26 protein-coding genes are annotated in these 12,370 nt (G+C 65.3%); all 26 read left to right on the forward strand.

Annotation, left to right across the window (positions count from 1 at the left end):
- Positions 1-287 precede the first annotated feature (287 nt).
- The 26 genes from M2271_RS17550 to M2271_RS17675 all read left to right on the forward strand — a co-directional run bounded on the left by M2271_RS17550 (position 288) and on the right by M2271_RS17675 (position 12,342).
- Positions 288-422, forward strand: a complete 135-nt coding sequence (locus M2271_RS17550; RefSeq protein ID WP_280888172.1) for a hypothetical protein — start codon at positions 288-290, stop codon at positions 420-422.
- A gap of 67 nt (positions 423-489) precedes the next feature.
- Entirely contained in the window at positions 490-1,401 is a 912-nt protein-coding gene (locus tag M2271_RS17555; RefSeq protein ID WP_280888173.1) for a peptidoglycan-binding protein LysM, read from the forward strand.
- Complete coding sequence (locus M2271_RS17560; RefSeq protein WP_280888174.1) at positions 1,398-1,700, forward strand: hypothetical protein; 303 nt, start codon at positions 1,398-1,400, stop codon at positions 1,698-1,700. The genes M2271_RS17555 and M2271_RS17560 overlap by 4 nt, the downstream gene beginning before the upstream one ends.
- Positions 1,701-1,898: 198 nt before the next feature.
- A complete protein-coding gene (locus M2271_RS17565; protein WP_280888175.1) occupies positions 1,899-2,507 on the forward strand; it encodes a hypothetical protein in 609 nt (202 codons plus the stop codon).
- A gap of 12 nt (positions 2,508-2,519) precedes the next feature.
- Entirely contained in the window at positions 2,520-2,765 is a 246-nt protein-coding gene (locus M2271_RS17570) for a hypothetical protein (protein WP_280888176.1), read from the forward strand.
- A gap of 416 nt (positions 2,766-3,181) precedes the next feature.
- On the forward strand, positions 3,182-3,535 hold the full coding sequence (locus M2271_RS17575) for an HNH endonuclease signature motif containing protein (protein ID WP_280888177.1): 354 nt from the start codon (positions 3,182-3,184) through the stop codon (positions 3,533-3,535).
- 295 nt (positions 3,536-3,830) lie between these two features.
- On the forward strand, positions 3,831-4,457 hold the full coding sequence (locus tag M2271_RS17580) for a hypothetical protein (RefSeq protein ID WP_280888178.1): 627 nt from the start codon (positions 3,831-3,833) through the stop codon (positions 4,455-4,457).
- A 95-nt stretch (positions 4,458-4,552) separates the two neighbouring features.
- Complete coding sequence (locus tag M2271_RS17585; RefSeq protein WP_280888179.1) at positions 4,553-5,320, forward strand: hypothetical protein; 768 nt, start codon at positions 4,553-4,555, stop codon at positions 5,318-5,320.
- A gap of 250 nt (positions 5,321-5,570) precedes the next feature.
- Positions 5,571-6,374, forward strand: a complete 804-nt coding sequence (locus tag M2271_RS17590; protein WP_280888180.1) for a hypothetical protein — start codon at positions 5,571-5,573, stop codon at positions 6,372-6,374.
- A gap of 5 nt (positions 6,375-6,379) precedes the next feature.
- Positions 6,380-6,898 carry a hypothetical protein gene (locus M2271_RS17595; protein ID WP_280888181.1) on the forward strand — a complete coding sequence of 173 codons (519 nt, stop codon included), beginning with the start codon at positions 6,380-6,382 and terminating at the stop codon, positions 6,896-6,898.
- Positions 6,895-7,071 (forward strand): hypothetical protein, encoded by a 177-nt coding sequence (locus M2271_RS17600; protein WP_280888182.1) that lies wholly within the window; start codon positions 6,895-6,897, stop codon positions 7,069-7,071. Before M2271_RS17595 ends, M2271_RS17600 begins: the two co-directional genes overlap by 4 nt.
- 64 nt (positions 7,072-7,135) lie before the next feature.
- Positions 7,136-7,795, forward strand: a complete 660-nt coding sequence (locus M2271_RS17605) for an RNA ligase family protein (protein ID WP_280888183.1) — start codon at positions 7,136-7,138, stop codon at positions 7,793-7,795.
- Positions 7,792-7,998 carry a hypothetical protein gene (locus M2271_RS17610; RefSeq protein ID WP_280888184.1) on the forward strand — a complete coding sequence of 69 codons (207 nt, stop codon included), beginning with the start codon at positions 7,792-7,794 and terminating at the stop codon, positions 7,996-7,998. The genes M2271_RS17605 and M2271_RS17610 overlap by 4 nt, the downstream gene beginning before the upstream one ends.
- Positions 7,999-8,233: 235 nt before the next feature.
- Positions 8,234-8,602 (forward strand): hypothetical protein, encoded by a 369-nt coding sequence (locus tag M2271_RS17615; protein WP_280888185.1) that lies wholly within the window; start codon positions 8,234-8,236, stop codon positions 8,600-8,602.
- Entirely contained in the window at positions 8,599-8,775 is a 177-nt protein-coding gene (locus tag M2271_RS17620) for a hypothetical protein (RefSeq protein ID WP_280888186.1), read from the forward strand. Before M2271_RS17615 ends, M2271_RS17620 begins: the two co-directional genes overlap by 4 nt.
- The gene (locus M2271_RS17625) at positions 8,772-9,035 is read left to right on the forward strand and encodes a hypothetical protein (RefSeq protein ID WP_280888187.1); all 264 of its coding nucleotides are present in this window, start codon (positions 8,772-8,774) and stop codon (positions 9,033-9,035) included. The genes M2271_RS17620 and M2271_RS17625 overlap by 4 nt, the downstream gene beginning before the upstream one ends.
- Positions 9,032-9,238 (forward strand): hypothetical protein, encoded by a 207-nt coding sequence (locus tag M2271_RS17630; RefSeq protein WP_280888188.1) that lies wholly within the window; start codon positions 9,032-9,034, stop codon positions 9,236-9,238. Before M2271_RS17625 ends, M2271_RS17630 begins: the two co-directional genes overlap by 4 nt.
- A complete protein-coding gene (locus M2271_RS17635) occupies positions 9,235-9,498 on the forward strand; it encodes a hypothetical protein (protein ID WP_280888189.1) in 264 nt (87 codons plus the stop codon). The genes M2271_RS17630 and M2271_RS17635 overlap by 4 nt, the downstream gene beginning before the upstream one ends.
- The gene (locus tag M2271_RS17640) at positions 9,495-9,821 is read left to right on the forward strand and encodes a hypothetical protein (protein ID WP_280888190.1); all 327 of its coding nucleotides are present in this window, start codon (positions 9,495-9,497) and stop codon (positions 9,819-9,821) included. Before M2271_RS17635 ends, M2271_RS17640 begins: the two co-directional genes overlap by 4 nt.
- Positions 9,818-10,144 carry a hypothetical protein gene (locus M2271_RS17645; protein ID WP_280888191.1) on the forward strand — a complete coding sequence of 109 codons (327 nt, stop codon included), beginning with the start codon at positions 9,818-9,820 and terminating at the stop codon, positions 10,142-10,144. Before M2271_RS17640 ends, M2271_RS17645 begins: the two co-directional genes overlap by 4 nt.
- Positions 10,144-10,362 (forward strand): hypothetical protein, encoded by a 219-nt coding sequence (locus M2271_RS17650; protein WP_280888192.1) that lies wholly within the window; start codon positions 10,144-10,146, stop codon positions 10,360-10,362. Before M2271_RS17645 ends, M2271_RS17650 begins: the two co-directional genes overlap by 1 nt.
- Positions 10,362-10,775, forward strand: a complete 414-nt coding sequence (locus M2271_RS17655; RefSeq protein ID WP_280888193.1) for a hypothetical protein — start codon at positions 10,362-10,364, stop codon at positions 10,773-10,775. The genes M2271_RS17650 and M2271_RS17655 overlap by 1 nt, the downstream gene beginning before the upstream one ends.
- On the forward strand, positions 10,772-11,221 hold the full coding sequence (locus M2271_RS17660; protein WP_280888194.1) for a hypothetical protein: 450 nt from the start codon (positions 10,772-10,774) through the stop codon (positions 11,219-11,221). Before M2271_RS17655 ends, M2271_RS17660 begins: the two co-directional genes overlap by 4 nt.
- Positions 11,218-11,394, forward strand: a complete 177-nt coding sequence (locus M2271_RS17665; RefSeq protein ID WP_280888195.1) for a hypothetical protein — start codon at positions 11,218-11,220, stop codon at positions 11,392-11,394. Before M2271_RS17660 ends, M2271_RS17665 begins: the two co-directional genes overlap by 4 nt.
- 113 nt (positions 11,395-11,507) lie before the next feature.
- The gene (locus M2271_RS17670; protein WP_280888196.1) at positions 11,508-11,933 is read left to right on the forward strand and encodes a hypothetical protein; all 426 of its coding nucleotides are present in this window, start codon (positions 11,508-11,510) and stop codon (positions 11,931-11,933) included.
- Positions 11,926-12,342 (forward strand): hypothetical protein, encoded by a 417-nt coding sequence (locus tag M2271_RS17675; RefSeq protein WP_280888197.1) that lies wholly within the window; start codon positions 11,926-11,928, stop codon positions 12,340-12,342. The genes M2271_RS17670 and M2271_RS17675 overlap by 8 nt, the downstream gene beginning before the upstream one ends.
- Positions 12,343-12,370: the final 28 nt, after the last annotated feature.

Consider the following 12,370-nt stretch of genomic DNA (forward strand, 5'->3'; position numbering starts at 1 on the left):
GGTGGGAAGGACGTCAGGCTGATGGCAGTTGGCTCCTGTTGTCCGACGGACCTTGGTCTCCGTTGACTTACACTAGCGGACACTCAGCGTTTGCCGGATCGCCGGGGTGGCGTAGGAAGGCGGGCGGAGGAATCGAACTCCGCGGGGCTGTCAAGGCGAACAATGGAAAGCTGAACGACACTGGTGACGCCGCGCATTTCGCATCGATCCCGTCGGTAATCGCTCCTGCGTCGAACCGGCATTTCATCGTTGCCACCAGCCGGGCGACCTTCTCCGATATAACGCGTATGACGGCGCGAGTCTGGGCCGACGCGACCGGCGCCCTCTGGTACTTCGCGGAGAGCGGCGGAGGGCAGGGAACGTCCGCTTCGCCCGCGTGGTTCGCCCTCGACGGAATCCAGTTCAGCCCTGCCGGCGACTAATCCCACACCACACGACATTCACGCCCCGCAGCAGCGGGGCGATTTTTCATGCCCTGGAGGGGCCAGCATGCGTGAGATTTGGATCAAGGACGCTGAGCGTCTGGGTGACGGCAGCATCGGGGGAGCGATGGACACCCCGACGGCTCCTGGCCGAGTCGTCTGGCACACGACGGAGAGCGGGACGGGCAACGCGTCCTTCACCGCCGTTGGTAAGTACCTGAGCACCATCTCGGCTGAGCCGCACTTCCTGTACGACCCGACGACCGATCGTCTTGGCCAGTACGGACCGATCAACCAGTCCGCGAGAGCGCTGAAGAACGACGGCCTGACGCGGACGAACAGGACTGGCAGCACGTGCATACAGATCGAGGTACTCGGCAAGGCTGCGGCCCCGTTCACGAAGACGTGGAAGCCAGGTCCGAACTTCCGCGCCCTCATGCGCGCCATCCGCTCGTGGGACGTCCCGGACACCTGGCCCGGTGGCGCCCTGGCCGACAGCTACGGTGACTCCGACGTGAGCCGCTCGCGGTCTGTGTGGGCGACCAAGGGCGGGCACTACGGACACTCGCAGGTGCCCGGCAACGACCACTGGGACCCGGGCGCCATCGACAAGAACGCCATCTTCAAGGCGGCCCCGGCGGAGTCGACGCCAACTCCGCCCACTCCGTCAAAACCCGTCCCCACGAAGAAGACTGTCGACCTCTCCAACGTCATCGCTGCCGCGAAGGTTGACCCGGACCTGAAGCAGGGTGGGACGACACACCCAGGGGACGTCAAGGTCGTCGAAGCCGCGCTCAAGGCCGAGGGCCTGCTCACCTCATCGCTCGCCTCTGACGGGTCGTTCGGCTATTCGACGATCGCGGCGTACAAGGCGTGGCAGAAGCGTTGCGGCTACACCGGCTCGGCGGCCGACGGCATCCCGGGCAAGACGTCGATGGAGAAGCTCGGCGCCAAGCACGGTTTCAAGGTCACGGCTTGAGTCCGGAAGTCCTCATCTCGCTGATCACGGCTGCATCCGTCATGGGTGCAGCTGTCATCGCGGCTGTCCCTACGCTACTCGCACTCCAACGCCGCACTACCGGCGCCGTGGAGGCGGAGGGGACAGCCACGCGAGACGCCCTGGACGGCATCGCGCGAGCGCTCAACCTCCGCATTGACGACGTGCGGGACGACATCGACGGCGTCCGGGAGGACGTGTCTCGCGTCCGGGAGTGGCAGGCCGCTCACGACGCAGAGCACCTCTTGATCGGCCGGCAGCCACCGCGAGGAGACATGTAGATGCCTGAAGTCCCCGCGGGGGTAGCGCTTCGTCCGCCCCTGTGGATCCCGTGATCAGGACGTAGTCCCCTGATTGGGGTCCGTCGGCACAATGTCCGCCAGGTCACGACTCTGGCGGGCGAGAAGTAGCACCGTCCGCGTCACATCCTCTTCGGATTACGACACAACCCCTCTGTAACCACTTAGAGGGGAGAGCCCATGAACATCGGGATCATCGGCCGCGCAAGGGTAGGCAAAGACACTGCCGGCGCGTGGTTCGTCGACGAGCGGGGCTACCGGCGCGTGGCGTTCGCGGACGTGCTGAAGGATGCGGCGCTGAAGGTGGATCCTTACGTCGACTACGACTCGTGGGTTGATCACGAGGGCGACCGCCAAGAGCACTGGGACATGGTCCGCCTCTCCGAGGTCGTCGAAGACGAAGGCTGGGAGATTGCGAAGGAAACCCCCGAAGTCCGTCGCGTCCTCCAGGAACTTGGCTCCGCCATGCGCGCCGTGGACGAGGACATCTGGATCCGCCCCGTACTCACGAAGGCGATCGAGGCCAACGACGCAGGCGTACCGGTGGTCGTCACTGACGTTCGGTACCCCAACGAGGTAGACGCCCTGAAGCGGGCTGGATTCCGTCTCCTCCACATCAACCGGCCCGGTATCCCGCACCTCGACCACGAGTCGGAGCGACTCGGACCGGAGGCCGCTCACTACCTCGCCCAGAACGACGGCGACCTCCCGCAGCTACACGCACAGCTCGAACGGATCTGGGAGGACATCCACGCCTTGGAGTCCGCCCGCATGGCCATGAAGTTCTAGCGAAAGGCACTCATGAACTCCTTCCTCACGTACCTCCAAATCGTCGCCCTACGCGTGAAGGTGAAGCTCCAGGCGTTCGCTGCGACGGAGCCTGTCCGCCTGCGCGCGGCTCTGACGTCACTCATCATCGCTGGTGCGCTTTACGTCCCCATCCTGTCTCAGCCGGGACTGGCGGAGAACCTCGGAGCCCTCGGCGCCATCGTGCTCCCCATCGTGGTCGGGGAGACGACGAGGGCAAAGGTGACGCCTGCGCAGTAATCATCAGCCCCCTGTCTCTTCGGAGGCAGGGGGCTTTTGGCGTAGGAGGAGAGATGGAGAAGACGAAGAGGTGCACGAGATGTTCGGAGACGAAGACCACTGAGCAGTTCGGGCGACGTAAGGCGGCGCGTGACGGTCTTCGGTCGTGGTGTAAGAGCTGTGAGGCGGAAAAGGCGAAAGAGCACCGGGAGGCACTGACTAGGCGGCCCGTCGTCGCTGCACCTGCACACCGCCAGTGCCCAGGGTGTAGGCGGACCAAGACGTCTGACCAGTTCAACATCAGCAAGCACACGGCGAGCGGGCTACAGACCTACTGCAGAGATTGCGGAAACCGGCGATGTCGCGAGTGGGACATGCGAAACCGGCCGCACGTCAGCGAGCGAAGCCGCAGATGGCGACAGGAGAGCCCGGAACTTGTGCGAGCTGCAAGTCAGCGACGTAGGGCCAGCATCGCTGAAGCCACGATCGAGACCTTCACTGCCCGCGACCTCCGCCACGACTGGGAGGACCATGACCTTTACGCCTGTTTCTTCTGCGGCGGCTTCCTCGTCGACGGCTACGAGGTGGAGCACTTCTATCCCCTGTCCAAGGGCGGCCCCCACGCCCTCTTCAACCTCCTCCCCTCCTGCGCCCCCTGCAACCGCGGAGTCAACGGGAAGCACAGCCGCGAGCCCTGGCAGTTCCTCCGCGAAGCCCTGGCCGACCAGGGCACCGAGCTTGACGCCTGCCTCGCCTCCATCGACGCCATAGCCGCTCGACGTCGACCTTGACCACGTGCTCACGTACAGGAATACGGGGAGGGGCGCGTGCGGACGACCCCAACACTCACGTCACTGCGTAGTCCGCTCCCTCTGAGACTCTCGTCACATACAGACCGCGCGGACGGTTTCTGTCGTAAGAGGCAGAAAGGTCAACAACCGTACGACGTAGCCTCAGAGCCCCGTTCCCCTGTGTGGGAGGCGGGGCTCTTTTGCGTTTCAGGGGTCATCCAGCCAGCGTAAAACGTCTCAAGGTGGCCAGTTCTGGAGTAGCTGGGCCGGTCGACATAACCCCTATACTCCGCGCATGCCGACCTCACCCGGCCCGTTGCTGGCCGCCCTCGACGCTCTATGGGAGCGACTGAGGGCCGACGTGGCGGAGCTACCACGGATTCGATCAACCGTGTCACCTACCAAGAGGAGAAAGGACCACGGCCCGGAGCGATGGACGGTGGACGCTGACGGATCTGTCTCAGGGTTCGTCGTCAGCGCTGACGTGCTCCAGGAGGGCCCGGAAGCTGTCCTAGAGATGGTGCTCCACGACGCCGCTCATTTGCTGAACTGGGTACGCGGCGTCAACGACACCACTATGCGCGGGGCGTACCACAATCAGGAGTTTCTTACGGCTGCTGACGAGGTAGGGCTCCAGTGGAGCGAGACCGCTCAGCGAACGCAGAGCAGGGGCTCGGAGAACGTGACCTTGACGAATCCGGCCCTGCGTCGACACCGCCCGGACCTGGCAGCTTTGAGCGACACGATCCCGCTCCTTCTGCCGCACTTGGAGCTGCCGTCAACGGTCAGGGCCGACCGTGTAGACAGGCTGACGCTCCGGTGTAAATGCACCCCAGCACGTACCTTTCGCATCTCGCAGACCATCGCTGCGAAGGGGCCGATCGTCTGCGGAGTCTGCGGGAACCTGTTCGACGAAGAATGATCACTCGCCGCTGCCTTGCTGTATGGTCTGCCAACGTCAAACGTTTTGCGCTAGCCTCAACAAGGTAGCGGCATTCATTCGAGAGGTCAGGACAGATGAGTTCCAGCGAGGTTTCTCGACGTACTACCGGCAGTGCCGCGCGCGTCGACGTGGCGGATCCTCGACAGCTGGAGCTTGACGACCTCCGTGGCGACCCGGAGGAGGCGCTCGTCGCTCGCGGAGCGGCGTACGCCCGTGAATGGGCGCGCATCGAGAATCACCCGACGATCCTCCTGCGGAACGTCGCGGTGGTCGTGGTCGCTCTGCGCGAAAAGTACGACGACTACCTAGGTCGTGACGGCGAGTACCGGAAGGCCGTTGCGGATATGTACGTCCGCGCCGGCATCGACGAGGCCAGGATCAAGACATCTGTCCGCTACCACGTCAACAACCTTCTACGCCGCACGTTGACGACCCGCGAACTGACGCGGCTCGGACTCATCCCTGAATCCGCCCTGGAGCGTCAGCAGGACACCCGCGCTACGAATCAGGCGATCATCAACGCCACCAAACTGACGGCTGCTGTTGAGGCCAGCCCCGTGAAGCAGGTGGCAGCCAGGCCGGCGAAGAAGTCCAGCGCCAAGGGTGAATTGAAGGCGGACGTCGTCGAACAGCGGTCGCCGGGCCTGCGGGTGAAGGCAACCGCGGATCAACTCCGCCTAGCGGAGGTTGCGGGCGGCATTGTGGGGCAGCTACGCCCAGAGGTCATCGACGTCGACATGACTGACGGGCAGCGTGCCAAACTGGACGAGCACCTCGCGGCGATGGAGAAGACCATCCGTGAACTGCGCAAGCACCTGAAAACCCGCAGGTCAGGACGCTGATCGCCGCCTCGTCGCCCCTCGACGTCGCCCACCCCTTCGTCCTCCGGCTGGCCGAACTAGCCAAACTAACCCCTTATTTCTAACTCTCCTTAACGTGTGTTAGAGAGAAGTGAAATAGGGGGTTAGTTTGGCGTTTTGGCATGCGGTCTGAACGCGGGGGAGGACGCGGAAGATCTGCGAAGTCTCGCGTCACATCGTCCCGGCATTACGACATAACTCCTGTGTCAGCACGGACTACACAGGAGGCCGCATGGCCGGAGTGAGCACAATCAAGCGCGGTGGCAGCCGTTTCTACATCCATCCGGACGACGGTGCGATCAAGGTTCCCGGGGTGACGTCCGTTGGCGGCATGCTGCCGAAGGACTACCTCACCTACTGGGCAGCGAAGGAGGCCGCGGAGGCTGCCGTCAAAAATTGGGACATCGTCTCGGAATTGGTCCGGCGCGACCCGAAGGGCGCCACCGACTACCTGAAGGGCGCGCACCGGCGGACGTCGGGAGCCGCGAGTGACTTGGGCACCGCAGCGCACGACCTCTTCGAGCGACTCGCCCGCGGAGAGTCGGTCAACCTGCGGCACGTCCACATGGACGTGAAGCCGCACGTTCGATGGTTCAGCGAGTTCCTCCAGGAGGTGCAGCCGGAGTTCCTCTACCTGGAGGAAACGGTATGGAGCGACACCCATCAGTACGCCGGGTCGTTCGACGCCATTGCGAAGATCGACGATGAGACGGTCATCGTCGACTGGAAGACGTCGAAATCGATCTACGACTCCGTCGCCCTCCAGCTCTCCGCCTACCGCTACGCGGACCGAATCATCCTGGCTGAGGACGGCTCGTCTGTCCCGATGCCGGAGATGGCCGGCGGAGCCGCTCTACACGTCCGCCCGGAGGGATGGGCACTGCATCCGGTCAAGTGCGATCCGGTGGTGTTCGAGACGTTTCTTCACCTACGCGGCGTCTTCAACTGGGAAGCGGAGGGGAAGAAGCGCGTGATCGGCAAGCCGGTCGCGTCCGGTGGAGAGTTCGTCACGGGAACTCAGCGGAGGGCGGCGTGATCGGCATGGGCAGTTCAATGGGCCAGATGCGCCGCCACTTCATCAACGAGCGTCTGAAGGGTGGCGCAGACCGGGCAGCGATCGACCGGTTGGAGGTGGCTGCGCTGGCGGCCGTCCACCGGGAGAACGAGTCTGGTGGCCAGGCACGTCAGGTCGTCGCTGACGTCGCCCGCGTTCTGGGGGTCGACATAGACGAGGGCCCGGGGAACCGATGGGACCCGGAGCACATGGCGCGTGTGATTGCCGTTGCGGAGCAGGTCCGGGACGAGCGTGACGGTGCCGCGGAGCAGGCCAAGCTGTGGAAGTCCCTCGCGGAGCGGCAGGACAACACGGCTCCGATCCGGAGGGACCTCCGAGAAGCGGAGCGTGAGCGCGACCACTGGCGATCTCGGTACGAGGGCGCGCAGGCCAACGCCCTGTACGTCCGGGAGCAGTACGGCCACCCGGAGGAAGTCGACGAACTCAAGGCAACCATCGTCCGCCAGGCGCGCGAGATCACGCAGTTGAAGGGGGAGAGCGAGTGACGGAGAAGCCCCGCCCGGCCGCCATGGCTGTCGTGGTCCTGGCCGTGCTGCTCTTCCTCCCTGTGGAGGTCGGACTCTTCATGCTCGCCATCGGCCACACGACGGCGTTCTTCGCTGGCTTCGGGGCCGTGGCGTTCGTTCTAAGCGCGCGACGTCTGTTCCGCCGCAAGTAGCGCCAGTCACACACGCGGGGCGCCCACACCGGGCGCCCCGCTTCGCATGCACAGAGGAGAGAGCATGGCAGCGCACGAGTTCGCCCCGTGGCCGAAGACGAAGCGGCTCTTCCGAGACATCGTCGTGACGGAGAAGATCGACGGGACCAACGCCGCGATCCAGATCAGTAAGGTCCGTGACGACGAGCTGACGGCGACGGACGCCGGCCGACTGACCTACGTCGACAGGCAGTGGTACGGCCTCAGCGCGCAGTCCCGGACGCGCATCATTACGCCCGGCAAAACGACCGACCACTACGGCTTTGCCGGATGGGTCTACGACAATGCCGCGGACCTCGTTTGCATCCTCGGCGAAGGCGTCCACTTCGGCGAGTGGTGGGGCCAGGGGATTCAGCGACGCTACGACATGCCTGGCAAGGTGTTCAGCCTTTTCAACACGGACCGCTGGTTCAAGACGGGGGAGGACGGCCTTGACTCCGTGGCGACGCGCGCTGAGCTTTCGTCGCTCGCCGGGCAGATCCGCGCCGTGCCGGTGCTGTACTCCGGCACCTTCCGGGAGGCCAGCGTCGTGAACGCCATCGACACCCTCCATCTGAAGGGCTCCGTCGCGGCCCCCGGTTTCATGAACCCCGAAGGTATCTGCGTCTACCACACACAGACCCGGAACGTCTTCAAGGTCACCCTCAACAACAACGACTCGGGCAAGTGGGAGGCGGCAGCGTGAACCCTCTGAAGCGTCCTGCAGTTTGGGCCCTGGCCGTGGCTCTGCTCCTCGCCCTGGCCCTGGCCTCGTGCGACTACGCCGACTCACCAGCGCAGTCCCCGGGGATCGAGATCGACATCGACCACCCGAAGGTGAAGAAGACGGGGACGGCGAGGTTCAAGGCGCCGGCGGGCAAGGCGCCGTCGAGGGCGAGGAGACGGTAGGTGCCGACCGAGGAGGAGATGCGGGACCCCGAATTCTGCTGGACCTGCGGTCGCAAGTGCGGTTCGCAGCCTCACATGTAGGAGGACGCATGGAACTGCTCTGCCTCATCGTCGGACTCATCATCGGCTACGGCGTCAGCAAGGCTGCCTGACGCAAGTCACACACGCACTACTTAGCCCCCGGCTGCTTCGGCGCCGGGGGCTTTCGGCGTGTACCCACACGAGAGGAGAGCCGATGACCACGCCCGGTACGCGGCAACTGTGCTACTGGATCGGCCAGTCTGCGGACCCCGAGAAGGCGGACGGCTACGTCACCCGCCTCTACGAGGAGATCAGCCGCGAAGCCGTCGACGTCGAGCACGTGAAGCAGCGCGCGGAGGCCACGAACGCCGCCCTCGTCGACGAGTACCACGGGGAGGTCTACGCCTGCCGTGCCGTCCTGCGCACGCTCCTGAAGTTCGCATCTGACCGTGACGACGACACCGCGCGTCGCGTCTACGCCACGATCGGCCGCTTCAACCTCGGCGAAATGTTCCGCCCTGGTGGTGGTGCGGACCGCTACCTGATCCCTGTTGAGCTGACGGACGAGGAGACCCGAGCATGATCAACGGCGGACGCACCATCCACACGGCCGACGGATCGTCGGTCACCATTACGCCGCGCGGTATCGAGTACGACTTGCACGTTCGCAATGCCGCGGGGGAGACGGTCGCAACCGTCGTCATGACCGCCGGCGACCTGGTGGCGCTGCGCGCGGAGATGGAGGAGGCGGCGTGAGCGCGCGTGACGAACTCTTCGACCACGTCATGAGCCTCAACGCCTCCATCTGCGGAGAGCGGTGCGTGGGCTGCATGTGCCGAGAGTCGGACGGGGAAGAGGCCAACAAGCTAATCGACGACTTTGCGCACGAGTTGGCGGAGAAGCAGCGTGCAGAGCTGGACGACATGAACGACGGGCCGGTCTACGTCGACGACCGCGAATGGATACAACGCGCTTCGAAGTTGCCCGACCTGATCGACCCGGAGGTGTCTTCATGAGCGCGTGGGCTGAGCTTGTCAACGAGCGAGACGGTGACGAGTGGCTGGAGCTGTGCAGCCGCGCACTGGAGGAAGTGCAGCGGGAGACGTCGCGACGGAACGCGGCGAAGCAGCGTCACACGGCCGCGGACATGACGCGTCGCGGACTCGTCCCGAGCGTGCGCTACATCGTCGGTCTGATTGACCCGGTGGTGACGTCGTGACCGCCCGAGAGACCCTCGTCACCACCACCACGCACCTCCTCGCAGCCTCCCGACGCGGACGCATGGACTCGCACCGCGCGGAGGCGAAACGGCTCGTTGACGAGGTGCTGAAGGAGGGCGCGCACGAGTTGGCGGAGGAGGCGCGGAAGGTCATGGGTCCGCGGCTGTTGCCGAGCGGTACCGAGCCGGAGCGAGTCGCGCGGTACGTCGCCGGCTGGCACGACGCCGTGGACCACTTCGACCCGGAGGTCCGGCCATGACAACGCACATTGGACGACAGCTGAAAATCCTTGACGAGGTGCTGCACGAGCGCGACGCCCAGGACGCCATCTTCGGTGTTCAGGATCTCCCGCACGGCACTGGCGATGAGTGGATGGGAGCCATGGCACACGTTAGCCGTCGAGAGTGCGACGAGGCGTTTGCCGCTGGGTCCGGAACCTTCCGTCACGTCTTCCTGGAAGAGGTCTACGAGGCCGTGGCGGAGGACGACCCGGTCAAGCTGCGTGCCGAACTGATGCAGGCCATCGCAGTCGGCGTGAAGTGGGTGGAGGCCATCGACAGGGCAGGGGAGGAGGCGCCGTGAAGTACATCGACGACGGCGGGGACGTGTGGGAAGACGACGGTGACGGCATGGTCCGCGTCATCGAGGTGAGCGGCGACAGGGTGGACGATTCCGAGTATTCCGCCCTGGAGGTCGTGGAGGAGCTGCACGGTCCGCTGACTCCCCTCACCGACGGCGCTGAGCGCCCCTCTGACGGCTTCTCCACCGTCGCAGACGTCCTGGATCGCGCGAGTGTCTTTCAGTCCGCTCACGCCCTCCTGAAGGGTCTGGACTGGGGCGAGGACGAGAAGGCAAGCGTCTACGACGTGCTGAGCGTGGCTAAGTGGCTGGAGGGCGAGGGGTGATGTTCGGACCGGCAACACCTCCCACTCCCGCGGAGCTGAAGGCGCAGATCACTACAGCCATGCTCGACATGGCGGGAATCCTGGAACCGATCTACGACGCCGCGGACGGCATGAAGCGCGACCTGGAGTCCCGCGGATGGTCGCCCACTGTGGCGGAGCAGTGCGCCGGCGTGTGGCTCGCGTCGACGCTTCAGGGCATCGGTGGGGGAGGCAAGTGATGGAGCCACTGAAGGACGCACGAGGCGTCGAGATCCATGAGGGCGCTACCTGTGTCTACGGCGCAGGAGTAGGCCGATCCATCGCACTCGTGGAGGCCGTCGTTGACGGATTCACATCGTCGGGGCGCGTGTGGGTGAAGGTTGTCCGACGGGCGTACGGCGGAGGCTGGGCTGACGGTAAGAAGCGCGTCCACGTTGGCGCGGATCGGCTCGTAGTCGTGGACGTTCTCCCGGACAGTGATCTCCCGACGGATGCGGAGCGACAGGCGGAGCAGCGTAGAGCGAACGCTCGTCTCTGTCGGGAACGCATCGTGGCCGTGGAGGCAGGCGGGACGTACTCCGGTTTCGGCACGCCGGAGGAGGCCCTTACCTTCTACCGCAAGTGGCTAGCAGACCTGGAGCGTCGCGCGTGACCTACACCCTTGCCGACGCCATCCGCGCGGAGTTCGAGCGCACCCACCCGAACGGCAAAGACACCCTCCTGTGCGTCGGACTGTGTCGACGCCGCAAGGACCGGGAGGACTTCCGCGAGACCCCGTGGCACGGCCGCGCGGCAGCGTGCAGACGCTGCGAGGGCTCCAGTTGGCTTCAACTGCGCTACGAAGAGCAGCTCTGGAAGCTGGAGCAGGAGCGGGAGAAGGTCCGGATGCTGCGGCGCCACGTCGCACGGCAGCGCTTCCGTCTGCTCCTGGCGACGGCTCCGCGGACTGCCGACGTCCTTCAGGCATACGAACAGCCCTACTACGACGCCGTAGAGCGCGCTCAGCGCAGGTACACCGCTGCCTTCGCCTCCCTGCCGTGGGACGAGATGCCACGTCCGAAGAAGCGCGCACGACTCACGAAGGAGAACACCAGATGACGAGCGACTACATCAACGCCCTGATCCGCGAGACGTGGGCCGTGGAGTACGACCGGGAGGCCGACCCCAGCCTGACGCAGGCGTACCACAACGTCATTGCGGCGCAGCGTCCGCACCTGTACCCGCCGATGGTTCCGGCGACGTTCCGGGGGCCGAAGTGGGGGATGCGGTGACCTACCCCCGACCGGGCGACTTCGCCCTGACGAAGATCCCTGGATTCACGGGCCAGTTCGTCGCAGCCGGCCAGTGGCTCGTGGGCGACGCTGCCCCCGTTCAGCACGCATACGTGTACGTCGGCAACGGGGAGATCGTCCAAGCCATGCCGGGTGGGGCGGAGTTGATCCCGCTGGAGGATGCGCATGCACCCGTCGTGTGGTCGACAGGGCAGTTCGCCGTGACGGCCGCGGACCGTGTGCGGATCTGTGGCGCTGCCCGTGGCCTCGTCGGAACGCCGTACAGCTTCCTCGACTACGGCTCGATAGCGCTCGCCCATTTCCGCATCCGCCCGGCGTGGGTGCGGGAGTTCGTCGCGGACAGCGGACACCTGATCTGCTCTCAGCTCGTCGACGAGGCGTATCTCCGCGCCGGCGTGCGTCTGTTCAGTGACGGGCGGATCCCAGGAGACGTGACGCCCGGAGACCTCTGGAAGCTGCTTCACCCGAAGCGCGTGACATCGACGGACCGGGAGCTTAGGAGGCTCGCGTATGGCTGACTGGGCCGCGATGGTGGATGCGCGCGACACGGAGATTGCGGACCTGAAGCGGAAGCTAGCCGACTGCGACCGTGCGCGAGAGTCCGCAGGGAACCTGTACCTGATGTTTCGAGACCTCCGTGACGAGGAGGCCGACAGGTCCGACCGCTACCGCTCCGCCTGGCTCTCCGCCCGCCGGCGTGCCGCGGACGAAGCCAACTTCGGTATGGAGGCACTGGAGCTGAAGCGGCAGGCGATCGCACGCCTACGTGCTCAGCTCGCAGACGAGCGCAAAACGTTTGACGCCCCCCGCCTCGAACCGCTCCACGACGGCGAAGGCGGGACGGTGTGGCAACTCCTATGCCGAGACACCGACGGTACGGCCGTCTACGTGGCACCCGTCGGCACCTCGGCCCCGAAGGTGCGCTGAACTTCCGCGTCACATCGACCCGGCATTA

Origin of the sequence: Streptomyces sp. LBL (assembly GCF_029893585.1) — a bacterium.
Taxonomy (GTDB): Bacteria; Actinomycetota; Actinomycetes; order Streptomycetales; family Streptomycetaceae; genus Streptomyces.